A 24,610-nucleotide genomic window follows, 5' to 3' on the forward strand; every position below is an offset into this window, starting at 1 on the left:
CGTGAAATCAAGCCGCCGCAGCGGCGCGCCCGGCTTGCCGCCACGCGCGCAAGCCGATCGCCGCCAGCACCACGAAGCCGGCGTAGAGCACCGAGGTGATCAGCAGGTGCTTGTAGATGTATTCGCCGACATAGATCACGTCCACCGCAATCCACAGCCACCACGCCGCGATGTGGCGGCGGCCCTGCCACCACTGCGCGACCAGGCTGAAGGCGGTGAGTGCCGCATCTAGCCAGGGCAGCGCGGCATCGGTCCACCGATGCATCGAATAGCCGAGCAGCAATGCCGCGACGGTACCGATGGTCAGGTGGACGATCGCCTGCATCAGCGGCAGCGGGGCGAGCTGGACGCGACCGTCGTCGTCCAGGTTCTGCAGCCAGCGTCGCCAGCCGTAGACGATCAGGCCGGCGAAGGCGAGCTGCAGCAGGGCGTCGGAATACAGCCTGGCGTCGATGAAGATCCAGCCGTAGACCAGCACCGACACCAACCCGACCGGCCAGCACCAGGGCCGCCGCCTGGCGGTGAGCCAGACGGCCCAGGCGCTGATCAGCGCGCCGGCGAGTTCGATCCAGATCACTGGAAGTCGTAGCTGACGGAGAGCCGCGCCAGCCGCGGCGCACCCGGGAACAGGTAGCGATCGCCGCCGGCCGAACCGGTGTCGCGCCAGTAGAAGTGGTTGAACACGTTGTCCACCGACAACCGCCAGGTCAGCGCGTGGCCGCGCCACGGCGTGGTGTAGCGCAGGCCGGCGTCGAACACGTCGTACGACGGTACGCGCACGGCGCCATCGGGCGTGGCGACGTTGGCCGATGCGTGGCGCCAGCCGCCGAGCAGACTCAGCGCCGGCGCGGACGGCAGGCGGTAGTCGAGGAATACGGCGGTACGCAGGCGCGGCACGTTGGTCAACTGGTGGCCCTCGTACGCGGGCGTGCCGCTGCCTTCGGCGCGGGCCTGGATGACGCTGGCGCTGGCGATCACGCGCAGGTTGTCGCCGAGCCGGCCGTTCGCGCCCAGCTCGACACCCGTATGCACTTCATTGCCTTGCTGCACGAAGGTGAATCCCTCGGGCGTGCCGTCCGGCCGGGCGAACTGGAAGGGCTGGTGGATGCGGTAGAGCGCGCCGCTCAGCGCCAGCGCATCGGTGGCCTGCAGCTTGACGCCGGCTTCGAGCTGGCGCGACAGCCGCGGCCCCAGCGTGCTGCCGCCGTTGCTGGTCCAGTACGGCGCCTCGATGCCCAGCGACAGGCCTTCGCTGTAGCTCAGGTATACGGTGGTCGGTGCGTTCGGCTGCCACAACACGGCGGCCTGCGGCAACGCCTTGCGCAAGCGGGTGGTGCGCTCGGGCGCACCGCTGTCGTCGTAGCTGCGCTCGTGCAGGCGTGCCAGTCGGGCGCCGGCGATCAGCTGCCAGCGCTCGCCCAGGTGCATGCGATCCAGCGCGAACAGCGAATGCTGCCAACTGGTGAGCCGGCGCACCGAAGGGCCGGGCTGGTTCGGCGAGGGCGCGAAGATGGGTGGGTCGGCCTGGTCGATGTTGCCGGTGCCGACGTAGTCGTAGACGTAGGCGCGGCGATCGATGGTGCGACGGAACGCGCCGGCGCCCAGGCTCAGTTCGTGGCTGAGCGCGCCGGTGGCGAAACGGCCTTCGAGCACGGCGCGGGCCTCGTCGCTGATGCGGGTGTCGTCGGGGCTGCGGAAATCGTAGATGTCGTAGTCGCCGTTCGGCGCGAAGAACCAGCCGGGCACGCTGCCGTCGGCGCATTCGCTGGCGTAGAAGCAGCCGTAGGCGAACGCCACGTTGTCGTCGATCACGCTGCGGCTGTGGCCGCCGGCGACGCGCAGGTGCCAGTCGTCGCTGAAGGCGTGCTCGATGCGCACGCTGCTGTTGGACGACCGGATACCCACCGGCTGCTGCCACGGCTGATAGCCCAGCATGCGCGTGGCGTCCGGGTGCGCCGGCAGCGTCGTGCCGCCGAGCAACTGGTAGCCCGACACCGAACGCTGGCCGCTGGTCTGGTAGTTGCCGTCCAGCTCCAGCGTGGTGCGCTCGCTGATCTTCCAGTCCGCCGCCAGCGCCAGCATGCTGCGTCGGCCGTTGGCGTGGTGCACATACGAATGGATGTCCTCGTGGGCCGCGTTGACGCGCACGCCGAACTGCGGCGTGAGCCAGCCGCCGACGTCGACTGCGACGTGGCGCGAGCCGTGCGAATCGGTGCCCAGGGTGACGCTGCGCACGTCGGCCGGCCGCTTGCTGACGTAATTGACCACGCCGCCGGGCTCCATCACGCCGGCTTCCAGGCCCGCCAGGCCTTTCAGGATCTGCACCTGCTGCACGTCTTCCAGCGGCACCTTCTGCTCGCCGGCGATGGTCAGGCCGTTGCTGCGAAAGCCGGTAGCGGGGTCCAGCACGTAGCCGCGGATCGCGATGTCCTGGTAGTAGCCGACCGGCGCGTAGTTGTCGCCCAGCGCGGCATCCTCGCGGGCCAGTTCGCTGAGCGTGCGGATCTGCCGGTCGTCCAGCTGCTGGCGCGCCACCACGGTGATCGACGCCGGCGTGTCGTGCAGCGTGGCGCGGCCGTAGCTGTCGAGGTCGCTGTCGCGCGGGTGCTCCGGCGCCTGTCCGCGCACGTGCACGGTGGCCAGATCGACGGCCTGCGGGGTATCGGGTTGCGGGGTGGCGCTGCCGGTGGCGGCCGCGCCGTTGGCGGCAAGGGCGGCAAGCAGGGCCAGGGCGAGGGGAGTGCGGGTCATCGTCGTCGTCTTCGGGTAGCGGACGAAGCGACGGCGAACCGGTACGTTCGCGAGAACGATCCGACTCTGCAAGCTCCCTACGCCGGTATTGACCGGATCAGGTTCCAAGGGACTCTCTCAGCCCGGCGTTTTGCCGGGCACCCCCGCTTCAAGAATGCGTATTGAAACACGAATGGGCGCGGCCTGCCGAATCGCCCTGGCGTGCCGCAACGCCACCGGCGCGTAGGGCGGGCACGGCCCGCCGGCTTTTCGTGTCGTGCCACCGTGAATCGAGGAGCAAGAGCGGCGGGCCGTGCCCGCCCTACGCGCCGGTGGCGAGGGTGCGGATGGTTTGTAACAGGGCCTGCCCGGCGGATGTGCGGAACCATGCCGCGTGCCCGCGCAGGAAGGTGTCCCAGGCGATGTCGGCGTGCGCGGGCGCATGCGTGATGGCGTGGAAGTACTCCACTTCGGACAGGGCGAAATCCACGTGCACCAGCGGCAGCAGGTCGGCCAGCAGTTGCAGGTCGTCGCGGGCGAGTGGGCGGATTTCCCGATAACCCTCGATCAGCGCGCGGGCGATGGACGGATGGATCGCCGCCGCACCGGTATCCAGCGCCAGCCATGCGACCGCATTGCGCTCGATCGCGGTGGCGAGGTCGAACAGCGCGCAGTTCGCCGCGGCCAGGCCGAAATCGAGCACGGCGGTGATGTCGGCGTCGTCGCCGCTGCCGCTCCAGCAGAGGTTGGAGACGTGCCAGTCGCCGTGCGTCCACAGCCGTGGTTGCCGGGCCAGCGCTGGCTGCAGGCGCGCGTGCCATGGCGCGAGCAGGTCGGCGAACTCGCGCTGCCAGGGCCGGCCGCGCAAGTAAACGGCGAGGCCGGGTCGCTGCGGCAACTGCGATTCCAGTGCCGCCACCGGATCGGCAGCGGCGATCAGCTCGCTGCGTGCCACCAGAATGTGGGTGCTGCGCTGGGGCGCCGCGTAGTCGGCGCCGGCGTCGTGCAGCCGCGCCAGCATGCGGCCGGCGCGGTGCGCGTGGAACGGGTTCGGCAATGGCTGCCACGAGACCAGCTCGCGGTACAGGTCGATGCCCGCGGCGCGCCGATGCACTTCGTAGACCCAGTCGCCGATGGCGATGGCGGTGTCGCCGTCGGCGTCGCGCAACACGTCGGCCAGCGGCAGTCCGTGCCGGCGCAGGTGCGCGATGTAGCGGTGTTCCTCCGTCAGCGTGGCGGCCGAGCGCACCCGATGATGATGGCGCTTGACGAACAGCGTGCCGGCTTCGGTGTCGACCAGACAGGCCGCCGAGAGCGGGCGCGGACTGTGCCAGACGACTCGCCGCAAGGCGCCGGTTTGCGGAAAGCGGCTCAGCAGCACCTGCAGTTCCGGCGCGACGAGAGCCGGCCAGTCGGGAGCGATATCGTCGCCGGCCAGGCCGTGCACGAGGTGATCGGGGTCTGCAGGGGCGGTCGGCTTTGGCATCGGCACGATTATCGCCCAGCCGCTGCGCCTTTCGGCCGACGGTGTTTTTCGCGTCTAATGACGCTCTTTGCCCGGGTCCGTGCGCATCCCATGAGTGCCTTGCTGCTGCTGTTCGTCTGCCTGCTGCTCGGCGTCGTGGTGGCGCGTTTCGCGCGGCCGCCGGCGGGCATCGTGCAAGGCATCAACTGGTGGGTGCTGAACGTGGCGCTGGCGGCGCTGGTGCTGGAGCTGATCCCGAAGCTGAAGTTCAACCCCGACCTGTGGTTCGTGGTGGCCGCGATGTGGCTCACCTTCGGCGGCGCCTGGTTGCTGTTCGGCCTGCTCGGCCCGCGGCTGGGCTGGTCGCGGCAGCGCACCGGTTCGCTGATCCTGGTGTGCGGGCTGGGCAACACCGCCTACATGGGTTATCCGATGGTGCAGGCGCTGCACGGCAAGGCCGGCCTGGCGCTGGCCGTGGTCGCCGATCAGCTGGGCGCGTTTCCGGTGCTGGCGTCGGCGGGCATCGTGGTGGCGTCGCTTTATTCCGGACGCACGCCGCAGCTGCGCCCGATGCTGCGCCGCGTGTTTTCGTTTCCGCCGTTCCTGGCCTTGTTGCTGGGCATAGCGGTGGGCCGCCTCGGTGGCTGGCCGGAGTGGCTCGACGGGGTGTTCGCGCCGATCGGGGCCACGCTGACGCCGCTGGCGCTGTTCTCGGTCGGTTTGCAGTTCAAGTTCCATCCCGGCCAGCGTCAGCTCGGCGCGGCCGCCTGGGGGTTGGGCTGGAAGCTGCTGCTGGCGCCGCTGCTGTGCTGGCTGATGGGCACGGCGGCGGGCGTGGAGGGCCTGGTGCTCACGGTGGGCGTGCTGCAGGCGGCGATGGCGCCGATGGTGTCGGCGGCGATCCTGGCCGACGAGTACGAGCTCGACCCGGCGTTGGCCAACACCGTGCTGGGCGCGGGCATCGTGCTGTCGCTGCTGACCGTCCCGCTGGCCAACTATCTGATGGTCGGCGCGGCGTGGTGAGCGACGCGGTGCGGACGCTTGCGTCGCGGCCGCGCTGCGTCGAGACTGGGCGGGGATTTCCCGGGGGAAGGGGCTCGCGTCATGTCCGGCTTTGAGCTGATACGGCGGATTTTCGGCAACGAACACGGCGAGCGTCGTGCGGTGCCGCGCAGTGGCGTGCCCAAGGAAGCGCACATCCTGGTGGTCGACGACTCGCCGACCATTCGCGCGGTGCTGGGCAAGATGCTCACCCAGGACGGCCACGTGGTGTTCAAGGCGGCCGACGGCGAGAGCGCGCTCGAGCTGGCCCGCAACGAATTGCCCGACCTGATTTTCCTGGACATCGTGATGCCCGGCATGAACGGCTTCGCCGTGCTGCGCGCGTTGCGCCGCGAAGCGCTCACCCACGACATCCCGATCGTGATGATCAGCGGCAACCTGCAGGCCACCGAGCAGTTCTACGTGCAGCGATTCGGCGCCGACGACTTCATGAAAAAGCCGTTCGGCCGCGGCGAGGTGTTTGCGCGCCTGCAGCACCTGACCCAGTCCGGCCGCCTGGTGGTGCGACCGCGCACCAGCGTGCCGGTGGCGGCGGCCGAGCCGGTGCTCAGCGCCGACGAGCAGGCGGCCATTCCGGACATCGCCATGCCCGATCCGCAGGATCTGGTGCCGCCTCCGGGCGAAACGAACTGAGCGGCATGCCCGAGGAACGCGGCGAGCTGCGTCTCGACATCTGGCTGTGGGCGGCACGCTTCTTCAAGACCCGCGGCCTGGCCCGCACGGCCATCGAGGCGGGACGGGTGGAACTCGGTGGCGCGCGCTGCAAACCTTCCCGGGCCGTGCACGTCGGTGATCGGCTGCAGGTCAGCCGCGGGCACGAGCGCCTGGAGCTGGACGTGCTCGCGCTGGCATCGCGGCGCGGGCCGGCCAGCGAGGCGCAGTTGCTGTATCGGGAAACCGAGGCCAGTCGCGAGGCGGCCGAGGCATTGCGCGAACAGCGTCGCCTGAGTGGCGCGGCGCTGGATCATCCAGCGCATCGACCCGACAAGCAAGCCCGTCGGCAATTGCGAAAGATCAAGGACTTGCGCTGACAAGTTCAGGCTGAGTACTGCGTCGCACATTGCTGCGTCGCTCTGCGCGAGCATGCGCGACGTATCCACGAGTGCGCCCCGCGCGCACCACTCACGACCCGGGGAGAAGGCATGGACGGACTGGCACGCATCAGTGGCATCGGCTTCATCAAGCGCCTGCTGGGCGGGCATGCGGTCGAGCCGCAACACGTGCAGACCACGCAGGGCGCGCGCATGCTGGTAGTGGACGATTCGCCCACGATCTGCGCCGTGCTCGGCAAGATGCTCAGCCAGGATGGCTACCACCCGTTGAAGGCGGCCGACGGCGCGGCGGCGATCGAGCTGGCGCGCAGCGAGTTGCCGGCGCTGATCTTCCTCGACGTGGTGATGCCCGGCATGAACGGTTTCAGCGTGCTGCGCGCGCTGCGCCACGATCCGGCCACGCGCGACATCCCGATCATCATGATCAGCGGCAACCAGCAGGCCACCGAGCAGTTCTACCTGCAGCGTTACGGTGCGGACGACTTCATGAAAAAGCCGTTCGACCGCGACGACGTGTACGAGCGCATCGGCAGCCTGGTGGCCGCCGGGCGGTTGCCCGCCCGCGATACCTCGGTGGCGGAGAACACGCTGCTGTCTGCCTTGTCGGCGGAGGCGCTGGACGGCATTCCCGACATCGCCATGCCCGATGCCGGGACGCCGGGAACGACCGAGGCGCCGCTGCCGCTGCATCGCGTGGCTTGACAGCGCGCCGGCTCAGTCCAGCGATTTCAGCCGGTACAGGGCTTCCAGCGCCTCGCGCGGCGTCAGCGTATCCGGATCGATGCGTTCCAGCTCGCGCTGGGCGGCCGAGGGTTGCGCCGGCGCAAACAATCCCAGTTGCGGCGAAACTTCAGCGGAGGGCGCTGCGCTGGCGTGCCGGTGCATGCCGCGTTCGAGTTCGGCCAGCGTGCGCTTCGCATCGGCGATCACCGATTTCGGCAGGCCGGCCAGCGCGGCCACCTGGAGACCGAAGCTGCGGTTGGCCGGGCCGTCCTTCACCGCGTGCATGAACACCAGCTGCTCGCCGCGCTTCTGGTCGTGCAGCTCGACCGCATCCAGGTGCACGTTGGCGATCGCCGGGAACTCGCCGGCCAGTTCGGTCAGCTCGAAATAATGCGTGGCGAACAAGGTGTACGCGCGGCAGTGCCGCGCCAAGTGCACGGCGGCGGCGCGGGCCAGCGCCAGACCGTCGTAGGTGCTGGTGCCGCGGCCGACCTCGTCCATCAGCACGAGGCTGTCGGCAGTGGCGTTGTGCAGGATGTTCGCCGTCTCGCTCATCTCCACCATGAAGGTGGACTGGCCACGCGAAAGATCGTCGCCGGCGCCGATGCGGGTGAAGATGCGGTCGATCGGGCCGATCACCGCGCTGGCCGCCGGCACGTAGCTGCCGATGTGCGCAAGCAGCACGATCAGCGCGTTCTGGCGCATGTAGGTGGACTTGCCGCCCATGTTCGGGCCGGTGATCACCAGCATGCGGCGGGTGTCGTCGAGCCTGAGGTCGTTCGGCTCGAACGGCTCGTCGCGGACTTTCTCGACCACCGGGTGGCGGCCGCGCTCGATCGCGATGCCCGGTTCGTCGGTGAGCTGCGGGGCGCTCCAGTCGAGCGCTTCGGCGCGCTCGGCCAGGGTGGCCAGCACGTCCAGTTCGGCCATCGCGGCGGCGGCGATTTTCAGCGGTTCGAGTTTCTCGGTGAGCGTGTCGAGCAGCGCCTCGTACAGCGCGCGCTCGCGCATCAGCGAGCGTTCCTTCGCCGACAGCACCTTGTCCTCGAACGCCTTCAGTTCCTCGGTGATGTAGCGCTCGGCGTTCTTGGTGGTCTGCCGGCGCGTGTAATGCGTAGGCGCCTTGTCCGACTGCGCGCGGCTGATCTCGATGTAGTAGCCGTGCACGCGGTTGTAGCCGACCTTGAGCGTATTGATGCCGCTGGCCGCTTTCTCGCGTTCCTCCAGCTCGACCAGGTACTGGTCGGCATGGGTGGACAGGCGGCGCAGTTCGTCGAGTTCCGCGTCGTAGCCGTCGGCCACTACGCCGCCGTCGCGCTGCAGTACCGGCGGTTGCTCGACGATGGCGTGGGCGAGCAGGGTGGCGGTGTCCGCGTGGTCGCCGATGCGTTCGACCAGGGCATGCAGCAGCGGGCTGTCCAGGCCGTCGATGCGCTGCTGCAACTCCGGTGCAGCCAGCAAGCCGTCGCGCAGGGTCGAAAGATCGCGCGGGCGCGCCGAGCGCAGCGCCACGCGGGCGAGGATGCGTTCGAGATCGCCGATGCCGCGCAACTGCTCGCGCAGGGGTGCGCCGCGGCGGCTGTCGATCAGCATGCCGATCGCCTGATGGCGCCGGCGCAGCACGTCGTGCGAGCGCAGCGGGCGGTTCAGCCAGCGGCGCAGCGCTCGCGCGCCCATCGGCGTCACGGTTTCGTCGAGCACGCCGAGCAAGGTGTGTTCGGTGCGCCCGCTCGGGTGGGTGTCCAGCTCCAGGTTGCGCCGCGTGGCCGCGTCCAGCGCGATCGTCTCGCTGGCACTTTCCACGGCCATGCCGGTGAGGTGCGGCAGCGCGCTCTTCTGGGTTTCCTCGAGGTAGCCGAGCAAACAACCGGCGGCGGCCACGGCCAGCGGCAGCTTGTCCACGCCGAAACCGCCGAGGTCGTGGGTGCCGAAGAAACGGTTCAGTTCGCGCTGCGCCGCGTCGCTGTCGAAATGCCACGGCGGACGCTTGCGCAGGCCGGGCAGGGCGCTGACCAGCTTCGGCCAGGCCACGTCTTCGCCGACCAGGGTCTCGGCCGGCTGCAACCGTGCCAGCTCGGCGGCCAGCGCCTCGGCGCTGGGCACTTCGCTGAGCAGGAAACGGCCGCTGGAAAGATCGACCCAGGCCAGCCCGTAATCGCCGCGCGCGCCGGCGGCGATCGCCAGCAGCAGGTTGTCGCGGCGTTCCTCCAGCAGCGCGGCATCGGTCACCGTGCCGGGGGTGACCACGCGCACCACCTTGCGCTCGACGATGCCCTTGGCCAGTGCCGGGTCACCCATCTGCTCGCAGATCGCCACCGACTCGCCCAGGCGCACCAGCCGCGCCAGGTAGTTCTCCGCCGCGTGGTATGGCACGCCGGCCATCGGGATCGGCGCACCGGCCGATTGCCCGCGCTGGGTCAGCGTGATGTCGAGCAGCCGCGCCGCCTTGCGCGCATCGTCGTAGAACAGCTCGTAGAAATCGCCCATGCGGAAGAACAGCAGCACGTCCGGGTGCTCGGCCTTGGCGGCGAGGTACTGGCGCATGAACGGGGTGTGCTTGGCGTGGTCGTCGTGACTCATGCAATCGGATCTGGAAGGGGAGCAGGCGCCCGGCCGGCGACATGCCCGCGGCCGGATTCCGGGGCGCGAGTCTGGCACGGAGTTCGTGCCCATGGTAACGGCGTGCGTGATCCCGCGCTGCGACTGCCGGTGAACACGCCGGTGCGGGCGGCGAGATTCAGGTCGGCAGGTTGGTGCTGCGCTGGACGCGCGGCGGTGCGTCGTGTTGCGCGCCCTCACCGCTGCGCTGGCGCATGCGCGAAGGAGGCCGCGCGGGCATGCCCGGGCCGGCGAGCACGCGCGAGGCCATCCGCGGCGATGGCTGTTCCATCTCCCGCCGCCGCCCCAGGCAAGCGGTGAACAGCGCATACATGGCCAGCAGCACGACGAAGGCCACCGCGTTGGCCAGCGCGCCGGCAAGCTGGTGGATGACGTGGCCCAGCACCGGCATGATCGCGGCGAACGCCACCAGGCAGATCAGCGTGTCGCGTGGCTTCAGGCCTGCATCCATCAGCAGGTGATGGATGTGGCCGCGATCGGCGGTGAACGGGGACTCGCCCCGGTGCAGGCGGCGGAACATCACGGTCAAAGTGTCGAACACGGGTAGCGCCACGCACCACAGCACCAGCCCGGGCGAGAGCTGCCGCGACTGGCCCTGACTCATGCCGATCAGCGACCAGGCCAGCAGGTAGCCCAGCATGACGCTGCCGGCATCGCCCAGGAACACCTTGCCGACGCGTCCGAACAGACCCAGGTTGGCCGCCAGATACGGCACCAGTGCGGCAGCGATCACCGCCACCGCGGCGAACTGCAGGTTCGATCCGGTGTGGCGGCCGAGCAGCTCGATGCCACCGGCGGCGACCAGGGCCAGGCAGCCGGCCAATCCGTCGATGCCGTCGATGAGGTTGAACGCATTCAGCAGGCCGATCACCGCGACCACGGTGAACGGTATCCCCAGCCAGCCGAGCGTGAGCTCGTGGCCATGCACCATGCCCAGCGAACGGATGTAGACGCCCGAGCTGATGACCACGATGGCGATGGCGGCCAGCTCGGTGACCACGCGCACCCACACGCGCAGGTCGAGCAGGTCGTCGGCCACGCCGACCACCACCAGCATCAGCGTGGTCCAGATCACGGCGTCCTCGAACGGGGTGAATACATCCGCGTGCCACCACCCGGCCAGCATGCCGATGGCGATGGCCAGGCCGCCGACCAGCGGCGTGTCGAAGGCGTGCCGCTTGCGACCCTGGTCCGGGTAATCGACCAGGCCCAGGCGGCGACCGAGCGGCAGCAGTGCCATCAGCGAGACAGCCGACACGCCGGTGGCGATCGCGCAGCTTTCGAGTATCCGCGGGTCGAAGGTCATGGCAATCCTGCTTGTTCTTCGCGTCGCCGGCAGCCTCGATGCTTTCGCAAGCCCGGGTCGCTGCATCGTTCGGTGACGCTGCTCGGCCTGTTCGAGATGCCACACGAACGGCTCGGTGGAGGGGCATGCCGCATCGGCGAAGGGTCGACTCCGCGACCCTTCGCCGCCCAGCCCGGTCATTTGCTGTTGTTGAGGTAGTACTGGCTGGACGCGGTGGCGCTCAGCGCGCTGGTGAGCGGCAACAACTGGCTGGTGAAGCGATTCCAGCGAGTGATGCCGGCCGCGCTGGCGAACACCACGTCGCCCGGTTGCACCTTGAAACTGTCGGCCAGCGCGAACGCGGCAGGCGATTTCGCATCCAGCTCGTACACGGTCGGCCGCTGGTTGGGGTCCTCCTTGTGCAGCGCGCCGCGCACCACGTAGACCATGCCTCTGGAGGTGGTCTCGTTGAGGCCGCCGGCCTGTCCCAGCGCCTGGGTCAGGGTGAGGTTCGAGGTGTTGAAGCGCAGCGCCTGCGGGCGCAGCACTTCGCCCATCACGTAGACCTCCTGGTCGAAGTTGAACGGCACGAACACGCGGTCGCCCGGGCGCAGGTAGATCTTGCGGGCCAGCGCCTTGCCGTCGTGCGACGGGCTCAGGTCGAGGTGGTAAGACTCGTCTCCGCGCGTCAGCACCACGTTGGAGAGGTCGGCATTCTTGCTGTCCACGCCGCCCGCCACGCCGATCGCCTCGCCCAGCGTCAGCGGCACCGTGGTCACCGGCTGCGCGCCGGCCTTGACGAAGGCGCCTTCCAGCACCACGCGCTGGCTGCCGTAGCCGGCGACGCTCACGTCCACCAGCGGCGCCCGGATGAAGTGCGACAGCCCCGAGGTGATCGCCTGGCGCGCCTGCTCGATGGTCATGCCGGCCACTTTCACCACGCCGGCGTAGGGGAAATACAAGGTGCCGTCGGGCCGCACCAGCCGCTCGTTGGCGGCGGTTTCCTGCTGTTGGCCGGCGGGCGAGGTCAGCTCCGGGTGGTCCCACACGGTGATGTGCAGGGTGTCGCCGGGGCCGATCCGGTAGCCTTCCGGGCGATAGTCCAGCAGCGCCGGCGGCAGCGCCGAGGTCGTGTCGGCCGCCGCGTTCTGCTGCTGCGTCTGGACCAGGCTCGGCGTGATCGGCACCAGCGCCACGTAGCTGTTTTCGCCGCCGAGCGAGCTCTTCGACATCGACTGCCCCGGCGCCCAGACGCAGCCGGCGAGCGATGCCACCAGCAGCATGCCGGCCACGCTGCGCATCGACGCCGCGGCGCGCGCCCTGCCGCGCTTGCCCTGCGGGCGGATGTCGTTGCGGACCTCGCGGCGGGGCATCGTCGGAACTGCAGCAAGCGCACCTCGGTTCATGTCGGATTGCTCCTGTCATTCGGATCGGATAATGGCATTGATGCAATATCGAGCCGGCCCAATAATCCGCGCCGCGGATGATTTGTCCAGTGCATGGATTTATTGGATGTTCATTCACATGTCCCGGCAGTGAACCATTTCATCGGCATTTCACGTTTCAGTGCCGATGTCCGGGTTGACAATTCCGGCGCGCCGCGCGCAAATGCTTCCTTCGACAACGGCGCATTGCGTCATGTGGCTCTACCGTTCACGCCGGCCCTCGCGAGGCGGCGTGCCGCAAGAAATTGCGCTGCGGCCGCGGCGAAAGCCGGTATCCATGGCCTGAATCCGATCGCATCGAGGCCTCGTGCGGCAGCGAAGGATGGAGGCGGCAAAACTCCGGTGGGTGCGGCGGATATTCGGCGCGATGGCGCGTCGCATTTTGTTTCGATGGTGGGTGATCGATGCGCCAACTTGGCTGATTCATGAATGACGTGAATATCCGTTTCAAACCGGAATGTCTTCGGCATGAAATGCATGAGCAGATAATGGTTTCATATGGAACATTCACATTTTCAAGGTCCACTGTGGATGCGCCCGGGTAATCGCGTCGCCGATGCCCGCGAATGCCGGTTCCCGGGCATGGCCGTCCGCCGTGGCGTCCGCGTGTCCAGCTTCGTTCCGGAGAGAGTCCCGTGAAAGCCATCAGTGGTCCCGCGATCCAGATCCAGCCCGACGACGAGATCGATCCCCGTGCCCTGGTGGGCACCTTGCTGGACCACAAATGGCTCATCATCAAGGCGACCCTGGGCGCCCTGGCGATCGGGCTCGCCTACCTGCTGGTGGCGACGCCGCAGTACGAGGCCAAGGCGATGGTGCAGGTGGAGCAGGCGCCGAGCTTGCCCGGATTGAACCTGGGCACGCAGCAAAGCAGCCCGTCGAGCCCCGCGGCGGCGGACGCCAAGGCGATCCTCACCGCGCAATCGGTGGTCGGCGAGGCGGTGCGCAACCTGCATCTCTATATCGACACCAGTCCCTATCGCGTGCCGGTGATCGGCGGTCTGGTCGCCCGGTTGCACGACCTGACCTCGGGCAACGAGGTCAACGCGCCCTGGTTCGGGCTGAACGGGTACGGATGGGGCGGCGCGCACCTGGACATGCCGCAGCTGAACGTGCCCGACCGGTTGCTGGGGGAGGACATGACGCTGACCGCCGGCCCGGACGGCAGCTATGTGCTCACCGAGGACAGCGACGTGCCGTTCTCGCCGGGGATGCAGTTGCTGCAGGGCCATGTCGGACGCGTGTCGAGCGGGTCGGGCGTGACCATGCTGGTCAAGAGCATGCGCGCCAACCCCGGCATGCGCTTCCACGTGGTGCGCAACGACGAGGTGACAACGATTGCCGGCATCCAGCAGGCGATCTCGACCAGCCAGCCGGTGCAGGGCTCCAACATCATCTCGCTGGCCTATGACAGCGCCGATCCGCACCAGGCGGTCAAGGTGCTCGAGCACGTGGTCAGCGCGTTCCTCGCGCAGAACGTGGGGCGCAATTCGGCCCAGGCATCCAGCAGCCTGAAGTTCGTGCAGCAGCAACTGCCCGACGTCAAGAAGAAGCTGGCCGACGCCCAGGCCGCGCTGGCCGCGTTCCAGCTCAAGGCCCATTCGGTGGATGTGCCGATGCAGACGCAGACACTGCTGAGCGAGATGGCCACGATCAACAACAACATCGACCAGCTCAACATCCAGAAGGCGGAGGTGCAGCGCCTGTACACGCCGCAGCATCCGGCCTACAAGGCGATCATGCAGCAGATCGGGCAGCTGCAGGCGCAGCGCGCCGCGATCGACAAGCGGATGACCACGTTCCCCGACACGCAGCGCCAACTGCTGCGCCTGACCGGCGACGTGCAAGTGCTCAACAACACCTATACCGGGCTGCTCAACGAGGCGCAGCAACTCGAACTTGCGCAGGCGGGCACGGTGGGCACCGCGCGCGTGGTGGATGCGCCTTCGGTCGACATCACCCACCCGGCCAAGCCGCGCAAGCTGCTCACCCTGATGGGCTGCGCCTTTCTCGGCGGGTTCCTGGCGGTGGCGTACATCTTCCTGCAGCAGATGTTCCGGCGCGGCCTGGAAGACCCCGCCGAGATCGAACAGCTCGGCGTGGAGGTGTATTCCGCGATTCCGTTGAGCGAGCAGCAGATCGAGCTGTCGCAGCATCGTCGGCGCCTGCTCGGCAAGGGGCGCTCCGCGCTGCTGGCGCTGGCGGCCCCCGACGACGTGGCGTCCGAGGCCATGCGCAGCCTGCGCACCAGCATGCGCTTCACCCAGCTCGGCGCCAGCGACAACCGCTTGATGGTCTGCGGCTCCAGCTCGCAGGCAGGCAAGACCTTCGTCTCGTCCAACCTCGCGGCGGTCAATGCGCAGGCGGGCCTGCGCGTGTTGCTGATCGACGCCAACATGCGCGATGGCGACCTGCACCAGGTGCTCGGCGTGCGCGCGGACGGCGGCCTGTCCGAGCTGCTGGCCGGCGAGCTGGAGGTGGCTGAAGCCATCCGCCCGATCACCGGCCTGGGCGGCGAGCTGGATTTCATCCCGCGCGGCAGCAAGCCGTCCAATCCGTCGGAGCTGCTGATGCAGCCGTACTTCGGCGCGCTGCTGCGGCGGCTTTCGCCGGCCTATGACCTGGTGGTGATCGACAGCCCGCCGATCCTGGCGGTGACCGACGCGGCCATCATCGGCCATCACGTGGGCACCAGCCTGCTGGTGGTGCGCTACGGGCTCAACCAGTCGCGCGAGGTCGAGCTGGCCATACAGCGCTTCCGCCAGGCTGGCGTGACGATCAAGGGCGTGGTGTTCAACGGCATGGAGAAGCGAAGCAACGGCTTTTCCACCTACGGGTTCCTCGGATACGGCTTTGCCCAATGATCCGCGCCGAGATCAGCGACTTGGCTGAGCCGGTGCCGCGGCCGTCGAACCGCGACGGGTCCGGCTCGCGCCGTCGGCCGGGTTTCGGCGCGGATACGTCTTTCCGCGCGGCGGTGCGGGAGATGGAGGCGGTCGGCCTGCGCGTGCGCACGCAGCCGCATGCCGGCTCCGCGCCGTACGGCGTGTTGTCCGGCCGCACCGGTTCGCGCTTCTTCCTGCTGCCGCTGCGTCCGCGTGCGGTCAGCACCGGTGCGCTGGCCCTGGTGCAGCCGGTGCGGTGGGTGCCGCGCGCGGTCAAGGGCGTGGCCAGCGTCGGCGCGTGGCTGGGACTGGGGCCGCTGTTGCCGCACAAGGTGCATGTTTCCGGGGTGGGCGACCTGGCGCGCATGGCGGATGCCGGTGCCCGCCACGGCGCCTTCCTGACCGGCACGCCCGGCCCGCATCGCAAGCTGAGCGTGCAGCTGATGGACGACGCCGGCCACATTCGCGCCTACGCGAAGGTGTCGCTCGTGCCGGCGGTGCAGGTGCTGCTGCAGCGCGAAGCGCAGGTGTTGCGCCTGCTTGCGGCGATGGACCTGCGCTCGGCGTGGCTGCCCTGCGTGTTGCGCAGTGAAGTGCGCGGCGGCACCGCGATCCTCGCCACCGATGCGGTGCGGACGCCTGCCGCCCGCTGCCTGACCGACCTCGACGCCTTGCACCTGGATTTCCTGCAGGAACTCGCTGCGCGCACGGCGTCGTCATGGGCTCGCAGCGGAGCCTCGCTGCTGGACGAATGGGGCGCACGCCTTGCGCAACTCGGTGACGCTCTGGCGCCGCCGTGGCGACAACGCCTGGATCGCGCGATGGCGGTGCTGGCGGCGGAGCCGTCGCTGATCGCATCCCGCGGCCTGGCCCATGGCGACTTCACGCCGGTCAACTGCTTCCGGCAGGACAGCCGCCTGTGCGTCTTCGACTGGGAATACGCCGGCGCCGCGTATCCGGCCGACCACGACCTGATCTGCCTGCTCGACGCGGTGGCGCGGCTGGGCGGCGATGCGCCGGCCGCGCGGGCGCAGGGACTCGAACAACGGTTGATGGGCGAGCTGGGACGCTCGCGCAACGAAGCCAATCGACGCCTGATCGCCTTCCACTGCGTGCACGCGCTGCGCAGCCTGGAGCGGCAGCCGTCGCAGGCGGATACCGGGTTGGACTGGTACGGCGCCGACGAGGCCGCGCGCACGCTCGATGCGCTGTTGGCGCGGGCGTCCGCCTCGTGAGCGCGTCCAGGGATGCCTCGGTGGAAGCCATGAATGACACCGCCGCCGCCCGCACGATCAGCTCGCTGCCGGCACTGCACGCGTCCAGCTTGCAGCTGCTCAAGCGCGGCGCCTCGGGTGCGTTCCTCGTCACCGTCGGCGGCACCGGGCTGAGCTTTCTGGCCAACCTGGTGATGGCGCGGGTCATCGGGCGGCACGAGTTCGGCGTTTACGCGCTGATGTTCAGCTGGGTCAGCGTGCTGGCGGTGATCGCGCAGGCTGGCCAGGACATCAGCATGATCCGGTTGCTGCCGTCCTATATCCGCGAGGGCGCGTGGGGCAAGGTGCACGGCCTGCGGCGGGGCGTGGGCATGATCGTGCTGGCCACCAGCTGCTGCATCGCGCTGGGCGGCTGCGTGGTGGTGCACGTGCTCGGCGCGAATCAGAGTGCGAGCTGGCGGCACACCTTCTACATCGGCTTCGCGATGCTGCCGGTGTTGACCCAGCTGCAGCAGAGCGGGGCGTTGCACCGGGCGTTCAAGCGACCGGTGGTCAGCGGGCTGTACCAGACGCTGGGGCGTCCGCTGCTGCTGATCGTGTTGCTGGGCGTGCTGGTGTTGAGCGTGCGCGAGATCGACGCGCCGTGGGCGGCGGCGGCGTCGCTGGCAGCCGCGGCGCTGGCGCTGGCCGGCTCGGCGCGGCACCTGCAGCGCAGCTGGCCCGAGCAGGGCAGGGCGGCGGCGCCCGCGTACGAGATCCGCCGCTGGCTGGTCGTCGGCTCGCAGATGTCGATGCTGTCGATCATCGTGGTTTCCGGCAGCCGTCTGGACGTGCTCATCCTGGGCGCGCTGATGGGTCCTGGCGACGTCGGCCCGTATTACGCCGCGGTGCGCATGGCCGGCTTTGCGCTGTTCGCCCAGAGCGCGGCCAACGTGGTGCTCGCGCCGATGATCGCCGAGCGCTACGACGCGCACGACATGGGCGGCCTGCAGCTGGTGGCCACCCGCGCCGCGCGTTTCTCCTTCGCCGGCGCACTCGCCGTGAGCCTGGGCTTCGGCGTCGCCGGGCACTGGTTGCTGGGGCTGTTCGGCCCGGGCTTCGACGCGGCCTATGTGCCGTTGCTGATCCTGCTGTGCGGCTACTGCGCCACCACGTCGCTGGGTGAGGTCGGCTTCATGTTGTCGATGACCAGGTTCCAGCGGCGGGCCTCGATGCTGGTGCTGGTGGGCGTGGCCGCCAATGCGGCGGTGGCATGGCTGCTGGTGCCCAGCCTCGGCGCGACCGGCGCGGCCATCGGCGCGGTGGCGTCGCTGCTGGTCTGGCGCGCCCTGGCGTGGCGCGCGGTGCGCGCGCGACTGGGCATCGATCCGTCGATCTTCGGCGTACCGGCAAAGGGGGTGCCGCGATGAGGGTGGCGCTGGTCATTCCGACGATGGGCGGCGGCGGCGCCGAGCGCGTGATGGCCACGCTGGCCAATGCGTGGGTAGCCGACGGCGCGGCCGTGACCCTGATCACGCTGGCGCGCAGCCATGGCGACAAGTACCCGCTGCACGCGGCGGTGCAGCGGGTGGGGCTGGACGTGGCGGCGCCCTCGCCGCATGCGTTGGTGGCGCTGCGCAGCAATGTGCTGCGGCTGCGCGCGCTGCGCCATGCGCTGCGCGCGGCGCGGCCCGATGTCATCGTCAGCTTCACCACTACCACCAACCTGATGGTGGTGCTTGCCGTCACCGGCTGGCGCGTGCCGGTGATCGTTTCGGAGCGGGTGTTCGTCGCGGCGCATCCGCCGCGGGCGCCCTGGCGGCTCCTGTACCGCGTGCTCTGCCGTCGCGCCGCCGCCGTGGTGGCGCAGACGCGTCGCGGCGCCGACGACCTGGAGGCGCGCCTGCAACGTCCGGTCGAGGTGATCCCCAACCCGGTACGCGAGCTGCCGCTGGCGGGCGTGCGTCGGACCCCGCGCGGGCCAGGGCGCATCGTGCTGGCATCCGGCCGGCTGGAGGCGCAGAAGGGTTTCGACATCCTGATCGGCGCCTGGGCCACGCTCGCCGCGACGCACCCGCACTGGCGCCTGCGCATCACCGGCGAAGGCTCGATGCGTGCGGCGCTGAACGAACAGATCGACCGGCTCGGCCTCGGCGCCAGCGTGGAGCTGGCCGGGTTCGACGACGACCTCGCCGGCGCGATGCGCGAGGCCGACATCTTCGTGCTCTCCTCGCGCTTCGAGGGCATGCCCAATGTGCTGCTGGAGGCGATGTCGCTGGGCCTGGCCTGCGTCAGCACCGATTGCGAGACCGGTCCGCGCGAGATCATCGAGCACGGCAGCAACGGCTGGCTGGTGCCGGTGGCCGATGCGCCCGCGCTGGCCGCCGCGCTCGGCACGCTGATGCACGACGAGGCGCTGCGGCGGCGCCTTGGCGCACGCGCCATCGAGGTGCGCCACACCCATTCGCTGGCCTCGGTGTTCGCCCGCTGGCAGTCGCTGGTGACGCGCGTGGCGGCGCAGTGCGCGGTGCGCGTGCGCGCGAATGTGCCGTCGAACGGCGCGGACGACGCGCGCAAGCCGCGCGTGCTGTTCCTGATCCGTTCGCTCGGCCGTGGCGGCGCCGAGCGGCAGCTGGCGACGCTGGCGATCGGCCTGCGCCGCGACGGCTGGGAGGTGGCGGTGGCCTGCTTCTACGCCGGCGGCCCGTTCCAGCACGAGCTGGAGCGCGGCGGCGTGCCGATCATCGACCTGCACAAGCGCGGGCGCTGGGACGTGGCCGGTTTCCTGTGGCGCCTGGCGCGCGCCTTGCGCGGGTACCGGCCGGACATCGTGCACGGCTACCTCACCGTCGGCAATCTGCTGTCGCTGTTCGCGCCGCTGGCCAGCCCGGGTTCGCGCGTGGTCTGGGGCGTGCGCTCCTCATTCATCGACCGGCAGCGCTACGACTGGATGTCGCGCGCCACCTTTGCGCTGAGTTGCCGCATGGCGCGCCGCGCGGACCGGATCATCTTCAACTCCCGCGCCGGCTCCACGCTGCATGGCGCGCAGGGTTATCCCGCCGACCGGCTGGTGGTGATCGCCAACGGCATCGACACCGGACACTTCCGCTTCGACGCGGCCTCGCGCGCGCGGATGCGGCGCGCGTGGGAGGTGCCCGACACTGCGCTGCTGGTGGGGCTGGTCGGGCGGCTCGATCCGATGAAGGACCACCCGACCTTCCTGCAGGCGATCGCGGGGCTGGCGCACGATGCGCGCTGGCGTTTCGTCTGTGTCGGCGGCGGCGATGCGGGTTACGCCGAGCAGCTGCAGGCGCAGGCGCGCGAGCTGGGGCTGGCCGAGCGCCTGGTCTGGGCCGGCCCGTGCGAGGACATGGCCGCGGCCTACAGCGCGATCGACATCCTGGCGTCCTCCTCGCGCGGCGAAGGCTTTCCGAACGTGGTCGCCGAGGCGATGGCGTGCGGACGGCCGTGCGTGGTCACCGACGTCGGCGATTCGGCAGATCTGGTGGGGGACACCGGCATCGTCGTGCCGGCCGGCGACCCGGTGGCGCTGCGCGACGGCATCGCGCGGATGCGCGAGCGGATGGCGCGCGATCCGTTCGCGGCGGCGCACGCTGCGCGCGCGCGCGTCGTCGACCAGTTCAGCACTGCGCGGCTGGTCGGCCATTCGGAGCGCGTGCTGGAAGAGGTGCATCGTCGCCACTGCACGCTGGGCGGGGCGACGTCATGAACGCCCGCTTCCTGCCGCGCACGCCGGTGGACCTCCTGTTGGCGGCCTTCGTGTTGTGGTTCGGCAGCGACGCCAGCGATTTCCTGTTCACCACGCGCGGCCTCAAGCCGCTCTATTCCTACGTGGCGGTGATCGGCTTTGCCGCCTTCTATGCGGTGGCCCAGGGCGCGGCGGCGCAGTCGCTGGCCATCCTGCGCGACGGCGGCACGCGTCGCTTCGTCATCTGGCTGCTGCTCTACATCGTGTATGGCGTGCTGATCTTCCTGCAGTCCTCGCAGAGCCACACGGCGTTGCAGGCGCTGATCACGCTGATCGAGATGGTGGCGATCGGCATGGCATTCGCCACGCTGATGGTGCATCCACGGCGGTTGCACATGCTGGGCGGGATGTTCCTGCTGCTGGCCCTGTTCGCCGCCGGCATGAACCTGCTCGATTTCATCCATCCGCGGTTCTCCAACGTGCCCGGGCGCGCGGCCGGGCTGTACATCAACCCCAACGTGGCCGGCTATGCGCTCGCGCTGGTGATGTTGTGCGGCATGGACAGCGTGCCGGCGCGCTTGCGCTGGCTTTTCGTGCTGGTGTGCGGCGTCGGCGTGCTGGTCACGTTCTCGCGGTCGGCGTGGATCATGTGGGGCGTGGCGCTGATCTGGCTGGGCCGGCACGATCGCACGCACGGCGCAAAGTGGAAGCTCGCCGTGATGACGCTGTCCACGCTGGCCGGCATCGGCATCCTGCTGTCCCTGTTCAGCGGCGAGCTGGGCGAACTGCTGGCCGGCACGTCGTTCGCCCGCTATCTCGATCCGAACACGCTGGCGCGCATGGGCGTGGGCGGCTCCTCGCTGTCGGGCGATTCGGCTGCCACCCGCATGGACCTGGTCTGGTTCTCGCTGCACGAGGCGGCGCAAAGCCCGCTGTTCGGGCATGGCAGCGGCTATGTCTACGAGTGGGCGTTCCCGGTCGGGCCGCACGACATGTACCTGCGTTTCCTGGTCGAGGGCGGCGTGTTCGGGCTGGCTTTCTACCTGGCCTTGCTGGTCGTGTTGTGGCGGGCCACGTCGGGGCTGCAGCGCGTGCTGGTGTTGCAACTGGTGATCGCCAGCTTCTTCTCGCACAACCTGCTGGAAAGCCCGACGATCATCCTCGTCATCAGCTTCATGCTTGCGCGGCAGGCGCTGGAGAAACGCGAGCTCGCGGTGGCGCGGTGGTTGGCGTCGCCCCGCGTGGGGGTGCCGGCGTGAAGATCTGCCACGTCATCACCGGGTTGAACGCCGGCGGCGCCGAGATCGCGCTGTGTCGCCTGCTCGAATCATTGCCCGCCCCGGCGTACCGGCATGCGGTGGTGGTGCTGGGCGGCGAGGGGACGCTGAGCGCGCGCCTGGCCGAATCTGCCCGGGTGCACCACATGGGCATCCGGCCCGGCCGCGCCGGCCCCGGCGACGTGATGCGGCTGCGGCGATTGCTGGCGCACGAGTCGGCCGACCTGGTCCATGCCTGGATGTACCACGCGCACCTGCTCACCTCGCTGGCGCTGTGGGGGCAGTCCGTGCCGCACCTGTGGAGCGTGCACCATTCACTGACCGACCTGGCCACCGACAAGCCGCTGACGCGCGTGGTGATCCGCCTCAACGCGGTGTTCTCGACGCGGCCCAGCTGCGTGCTGTATGCCTCCCAGCTCAGCGCCTCGCAGCACGAGGACTACGGCTTCAGCCGCTTGCGCACGGTGGTGATTCCCAACGGTTACGACACCGGCGTGCTGGTGCCGGACCCGGCGGCGCGCGCGCGCATCCGCGAGGAGCTGGCGGTGCCGGGCGATGGCCTGGTGATCGGCATGGTGGCGCGCGTGCATCCGACCAAGGATCACGGCAACTTCCTGCACGCAGCGAAGCTGTTCCGGGAAAGCCATCCCGACAGCGTGTTCGTGCTGGTCGGCGACGGCGCGACCGCCGCGAATGCGGAACTCGCCAGCCAGGTCGACGCCTTGCAATTGCGCACCCATGTGCGCCTGCTCGGCCGGCGCCAGGACATCCCGGCGATCAACGCGGCGTTCGACATCGCCACCCTGGCCTCGCGCGGCGAGGCCTTCCCCAATGCGGTGGCCGAGGCGATGGCCTGCGGCGTGCCGTGCGTGGCCACCGACGTGGGCGATGTGCCGCTGATCGTGGCCGACACCGGTGTGGTGGTGCCGGCGCGCGATTCCGCCGCGCTCTGCGCCGGCTGGGCCAGCCTGGCCGCGCTGCCGCCGCGCGAGCGGCACCAACTGGGTCTGCGCGCGCGCCAGCGCATCGTCGACAACTACACGGCCAGGCTGCGCACGCGGCGTTACGCCGATCTGTATTCGTCCATCGTGCAGGAGCGACAAGCATGTGCGGAATAGCCGGCTTCTGGGATGCCTCCCACGCCTTCACCGCCGAAGACGGCGGCGCCATCGTGCGGCGCATGACCGACGCGCTGAGCCATCGCGGCCCGGACGACGACGGCCATTTCCAGGATGCCGCGGCAGGCGTGGCGCTCGGCCATCGGCGTCTTTCGGTGATCGACCCGACACCGGGTGGCCACCAGCCGATGACTTCGGCCAGTGGACGCTACGTGATCGTGTTCAACGGCGAGGTCTACAACCATCACCGCCTGCGCCGCGAGCTGACGCCGCTCGGCGCGACGTTCCGCGGGCGCTCGGACACGGAGGTGATGCTGGCGGCGATCGAGCAATGGGGGCTGGAAGCGGCAGTCAGGCGCTTCGTGGGCATGTTCGCTTTCGCGTTGTGGGATCGCCGCGAGCGCACGCTCGCCCTGGTGCGCGACCGGCTCGGCATCAAGCCGCTCTATTACGGCTGGGTGGGTTCGCTGTTCGTGTTCGGCTCCGAGCTGAAGGCGCTGCGGCGCTGCCCGCGGTTCGCCAACCCGGTCGACCGCGACGCGCTGTGCCTGCTGCTGCGGCACAACTACATCGGCGCACCGCACGCCATCTACCGGGGCATCCGCAAGCTGCTGCCGGGCACCTGGCTGAGCGTGGACCAGGGGATGGCCGCCTCGCGCGTCGACGCGTCGACGCTCGCCACGCGGGCGCAAGTCTACTGGTCGGCCCGCGAGGTCGCGCAGGCCGGCGTGGCCGATCGCCTGCACCTGTCCGACGCCGCGGCCACCGACGAGCTGGAGAAACTCCTGCTCGACGCGGTCGGCCTGCGCATGGAGGCCGACGTGCCGCTGGGCGCGTTCCTCTCCGGCGGCGTGGATTCCTCGCTGGTGGTGGCGCTGATGCAGGCGCAGTCGATGCGGCCGGTGCAGACCTTCTCCATCGGCTTCCACGAGAAGGGCTACGACGAAGCGGGTTACGCCCGCGCCGTGGCCGAACACCTTGGCACCGAGCACCACGAGTTGTACGTGACCGCGCGCGACGCGCTGGACGTGGTGCCGAAGTTGCCGTCGATGTTCGACGAGCCGTTCTCCGATTCCTCGCAGATACCGACCTACCTGCTGTCGCGGCTGGCCCGGCGCCAGGTGACGGTGAGTCTCTCCGGTGACGGCGGCGATGAGTTGTTCGGCGGTTACGAGCGCTATTTCAAGGCGCGCGCGATCGAGCGCGGCCTGGACTGGATACCGGCGGGGTTGCAGCGGCGGCTCGCGCGCTCGCTGTCGCATCGCGCCGGTTTCTACGAGTCGCTGCTCGCCGGCGCCAATCGCTGCGTACCGGCACGCATCCGCCTGAAGCGGCCGCGCTCCAAGATCGGCGTGCTCGCCAGCATGCTCGACGCCGGGCCACAGGAGCAGCGCTATCGCCTGCTGATGTCGCATTTGCGCGATCCCGCCCGCGTGGTGCTGCACGGCGAGGAGCCGCCGACCGGGCTGAGCCACCCCGAGCTGGGGCCGCAGGTGCGGGAGGTGTTCGAGCGGATGATGTACAGCGACCTGGTCAGCTACCTGCCGGGCGACGTGCTGACCAAGGTCGATCGCGCCAGCATGGCGGTGAGCCTGGAGGCGCGCGTGCCGCTGCTGGATCACCGCGTGGCCGAGTTCGCCTGGCGCGTGCCGATGCGGCAGAAAGTGCGCGGCGGCGAGGGCAAGTGGCTGTTGCGCCAGGTGCTGTACCGGCACGTGCCGCGCGCGCTGATTGACCGCCCCAAGAAGGGCTTCGGCGTGCCGATGGGCGAGTGGCTGCGCGGGCCGCTGCGCGAGTGGGCCGAAGCGCTGCTGGAACCGGCACGGTTGCGCGAGGAGGGTTACTTCGAACCCGAATACGTGCGCGCGATGTTCGTCGACCACCTGGCGGGGCGGGTGCACGAGGGCGGCCGGCTGTGGGACGTGCTTATGTTCCAGGCCTGGCTGCGGGAAACCCGGCAGCCGGACGCGCACCCGCGCGATGCGGTCGCGAACGCGTGCGGCTCGCACGCGCCGGCGGGCTTTTGACGTGGCATGGCGAGCTGACG

Annotated in this window: 18 protein-coding genes and 1 riboswitch; of the genes, 12 read left to right on the forward strand and 6 right to left on the reverse strand. The window is 69.6% G+C overall.

Translation table 11 applies throughout. The features are described from left to right. Positions 1-7: 7 nt before the first annotated feature. From pnuC to ACVCMC_RS01565, 3 genes are all read right to left on the reverse strand, one after another. The gene (gene pnuC / locus ACVCMC_RS01555) at positions 8-577 is read right to left on the reverse strand and encodes a nicotinamide riboside transporter PnuC (RefSeq protein WP_395119604.1); all 570 of its coding nucleotides are present in this window, start codon (positions 575-577) and stop codon (positions 8-10) included. After that, positions 574-2,751: a TonB-dependent siderophore receptor gene (locus ACVCMC_RS01560; RefSeq protein WP_447098424.1), complete on the reverse strand. Its 2,178-nt coding sequence runs from the start codon at positions 2,749-2,751 to the stop codon at positions 574-576. The genes pnuC and ACVCMC_RS01560 overlap by 4 nt, the downstream gene beginning before the upstream one ends. Positions 2,752-2,808: 57 nt before the next feature. Beyond that, a riboswitch (TPP riboswitch) is annotated at positions 2,809-2,906 on the reverse strand. Positions 2,907-3,052: 146 nt separating this feature from the next. After that, positions 3,053-4,216, reverse strand: coding sequence for a phosphotransferase enzyme family protein (locus tag ACVCMC_RS01565; protein WP_447098425.1), 1,164 nt, complete (start codon positions 4,214-4,216; stop codon positions 3,053-3,055). A gap of 90 nt (positions 4,217-4,306) precedes the next feature. Between ACVCMC_RS01565 and ACVCMC_RS01570 the strand changes: the two genes are divergently transcribed. From ACVCMC_RS01570 to ACVCMC_RS01585, 4 genes are all read left to right on the forward strand, one after another. After that, entirely contained in the window at positions 4,307-5,218 is a 912-nt protein-coding gene (locus tag ACVCMC_RS01570; RefSeq protein ID WP_447098426.1) for an AEC family transporter, read from the forward strand. A gap of 81 nt (positions 5,219-5,299) precedes the next feature. Continuing rightward, on the forward strand, positions 5,300-5,890 hold the full coding sequence (locus ACVCMC_RS01575) for a response regulator (RefSeq protein ID WP_447098427.1): 591 nt from the start codon (positions 5,300-5,302) through the stop codon (positions 5,888-5,890). A 5-nt stretch (positions 5,891-5,895) separates the two neighbouring features. Then, on the forward strand, positions 5,896-6,288 hold the full coding sequence (locus tag ACVCMC_RS01580) for an RNA-binding S4 domain-containing protein (RefSeq protein ID WP_447098428.1): 393 nt from the start codon (positions 5,896-5,898) through the stop codon (positions 6,286-6,288). Between the two features lie 111 nt (positions 6,289-6,399). Further along, a complete protein-coding gene (locus ACVCMC_RS01585; protein WP_395119598.1) occupies positions 6,400-7,011 on the forward strand; it encodes a response regulator in 612 nt (203 codons plus the stop codon). A gap of 12 nt (positions 7,012-7,023) precedes the next feature. Here the strand turns inward: ACVCMC_RS01585 and mutS are convergent, their stop codons facing one another. The 3 genes from mutS to ACVCMC_RS01600 all read right to left on the reverse strand — a co-directional run bounded on the left by mutS (position 7,024) and on the right by ACVCMC_RS01600 (position 12,309). Next, complete coding sequence (gene mutS / locus ACVCMC_RS01590) at positions 7,024-9,612, reverse strand: DNA mismatch repair protein MutS (RefSeq protein ID WP_447098429.1); 2,589 nt, start codon at positions 9,610-9,612, stop codon at positions 7,024-7,026. A 157-nt stretch (positions 9,613-9,769) separates the two neighbouring features. After that, on the reverse strand, positions 9,770-10,957 hold the full coding sequence (locus tag ACVCMC_RS01595; protein ID WP_447098430.1) for an MraY family glycosyltransferase: 1,188 nt from the start codon (positions 10,955-10,957) through the stop codon (positions 9,770-9,772). A gap of 176 nt (positions 10,958-11,133) precedes the next feature. Continuing rightward, positions 11,134-12,309: a polysaccharide biosynthesis/export family protein gene (locus ACVCMC_RS01600; protein ID WP_447098431.1), complete on the reverse strand. Its 1,176-nt coding sequence runs from the start codon at positions 12,307-12,309 to the stop codon at positions 11,134-11,136. A gap of 126 nt (positions 12,310-12,435) precedes the next feature. Between ACVCMC_RS01600 and ACVCMC_RS01605 the strand changes: the two genes are divergently transcribed. From ACVCMC_RS01605 to asnB, 8 genes are all read left to right on the forward strand, one after another. Next, on the forward strand, positions 12,436-12,810 hold the full coding sequence (locus ACVCMC_RS01605) for a hypothetical protein (protein ID WP_447098432.1): 375 nt from the start codon (positions 12,436-12,438) through the stop codon (positions 12,808-12,810). 206 nt (positions 12,811-13,016) lie between these two features. Continuing rightward, positions 13,017-15,245, forward strand: a complete 2,229-nt coding sequence (locus ACVCMC_RS01610) for a polysaccharide biosynthesis tyrosine autokinase (protein WP_447098433.1) — start codon at positions 13,017-13,019, stop codon at positions 15,243-15,245. Further along, positions 15,242-16,501 (forward strand): phosphotransferase family protein, encoded by a 1,260-nt coding sequence (locus ACVCMC_RS01615; RefSeq protein WP_447098434.1) that lies wholly within the window; start codon positions 15,242-15,244, stop codon positions 16,499-16,501. Before ACVCMC_RS01610 ends, ACVCMC_RS01615 begins: the two co-directional genes overlap by 4 nt. A 29-nt stretch (positions 16,502-16,530) precedes the next feature. Then, positions 16,531-17,889 carry a lipopolysaccharide biosynthesis protein gene (locus tag ACVCMC_RS01620; RefSeq protein WP_447098435.1) on the forward strand — a complete coding sequence of 453 codons (1,359 nt, stop codon included), beginning with the start codon at positions 16,531-16,533 and terminating at the stop codon, positions 17,887-17,889. Beyond that, on the forward strand, positions 17,886-20,189 hold the full coding sequence (locus ACVCMC_RS01625; RefSeq protein ID WP_447098436.1) for a glycosyltransferase: 2,304 nt from the start codon (positions 17,886-17,888) through the stop codon (positions 20,187-20,189). The genes ACVCMC_RS01620 and ACVCMC_RS01625 overlap by 4 nt, the downstream gene beginning before the upstream one ends. Continuing rightward, positions 20,186-21,427: an O-antigen ligase family protein gene (locus ACVCMC_RS01630; protein ID WP_447098437.1), complete on the forward strand. Its 1,242-nt coding sequence runs from the start codon at positions 20,186-20,188 to the stop codon at positions 21,425-21,427. Before ACVCMC_RS01625 ends, ACVCMC_RS01630 begins: the two co-directional genes overlap by 4 nt. Continuing rightward, positions 21,424-22,563: a glycosyltransferase family 4 protein gene (locus ACVCMC_RS01635; RefSeq protein WP_447098438.1), complete on the forward strand. Its 1,140-nt coding sequence runs from the start codon at positions 21,424-21,426 to the stop codon at positions 22,561-22,563. Before ACVCMC_RS01630 ends, ACVCMC_RS01635 begins: the two co-directional genes overlap by 4 nt. Further along, entirely contained in the window at positions 22,551-24,590 is a 2,040-nt protein-coding gene (asnB, locus tag ACVCMC_RS01640) for an asparagine synthase (glutamine-hydrolyzing) (RefSeq protein WP_447098439.1), read from the forward strand. The genes ACVCMC_RS01635 and asnB overlap by 13 nt, the downstream gene beginning before the upstream one ends. The last annotated feature ends 20 nt before the right edge of the window (positions 24,591-24,610 follow it).

The organism is Rhodanobacter sp. UC4452_H20 (assembly GCF_052978205.1).

Bases quoted from the DNA above. Each gene is read 5' to 3' on its own strand.
- ACVCMC_RS01595 (WP_447098430.1), bottom strand. From the start codon at position 10,957: ATGACCTTCGACCCGCGGATACTCGAAAGCTGCGCGATCGCCACCGGC.
- ACVCMC_RS01605 (WP_447098432.1), top strand. From the start codon at position 12,436: ATGGATTTATTGGATGTTCATTCACATGTCCCGGCAGTGAACCATTTC.
- ACVCMC_RS01630 (WP_447098437.1), top strand. From the start codon at position 20,186: ATGAACGCCCGCTTCCTGCCGCGCACGCCGGTGGACCTCCTGTTGGCG.
- ACVCMC_RS01585 (WP_395119598.1), top strand. From the start codon at position 6,400: ATGGACGGACTGGCACGCATCAGTGGCATCGGCTTCATCAAGCGCCTG.
- ACVCMC_RS01575 (WP_447098427.1), top strand. From the start codon at position 5,300: ATGTCCGGCTTTGAGCTGATACGGCGGATTTTCGGCAACGAACACGGC.
- mutS (WP_447098429.1), bottom strand. From the start codon at position 9,612: ATGAGTCACGACGACCACGCCAAGCACACCCCGTTCATGCGCCAGTAC.
- ACVCMC_RS01560 (WP_447098424.1), bottom strand. From the start codon at position 2,751: ATGACCCGCACTCCCCTCGCCCTGGCCCTGCTTGCCGCCCTTGCCGCC.
- ACVCMC_RS01570 (WP_447098426.1), top strand. From the start codon at position 4,307: ATGAGTGCCTTGCTGCTGCTGTTCGTCTGCCTGCTGCTCGGCGTCGTG.
- ACVCMC_RS01625 (WP_447098436.1), top strand. From the start codon at position 17,886: ATGAGGGTGGCGCTGGTCATTCCGACGATGGGCGGCGGCGGCGCCGAG.
- ACVCMC_RS01600 (WP_447098431.1), bottom strand. From the start codon at position 12,309: ATGCCCCGCCGCGAGGTCCGCAACGACATCCGCCCGCAGGGCAAGCGC.
- ACVCMC_RS01565 (WP_447098425.1), bottom strand. From the start codon at position 4,216: ATGCCAAAGCCGACCGCCCCTGCAGACCCCGATCACCTCGTGCACGGC.
- ACVCMC_RS01580 (WP_447098428.1), top strand. From the start codon at position 5,896: ATGCCCGAGGAACGCGGCGAGCTGCGTCTCGACATCTGGCTGTGGGCG.
- ACVCMC_RS01615 (WP_447098434.1), top strand. From the start codon at position 15,242: ATGATCCGCGCCGAGATCAGCGACTTGGCTGAGCCGGTGCCGCGGCCG.
- ACVCMC_RS01620 (WP_447098435.1), top strand. From the start codon at position 16,531: ATGAATGACACCGCCGCCGCCCGCACGATCAGCTCGCTGCCGGCACTG.
- asnB (WP_447098439.1), top strand. From the start codon at position 22,551: ATGTGCGGAATAGCCGGCTTCTGGGATGCCTCCCACGCCTTCACCGCC.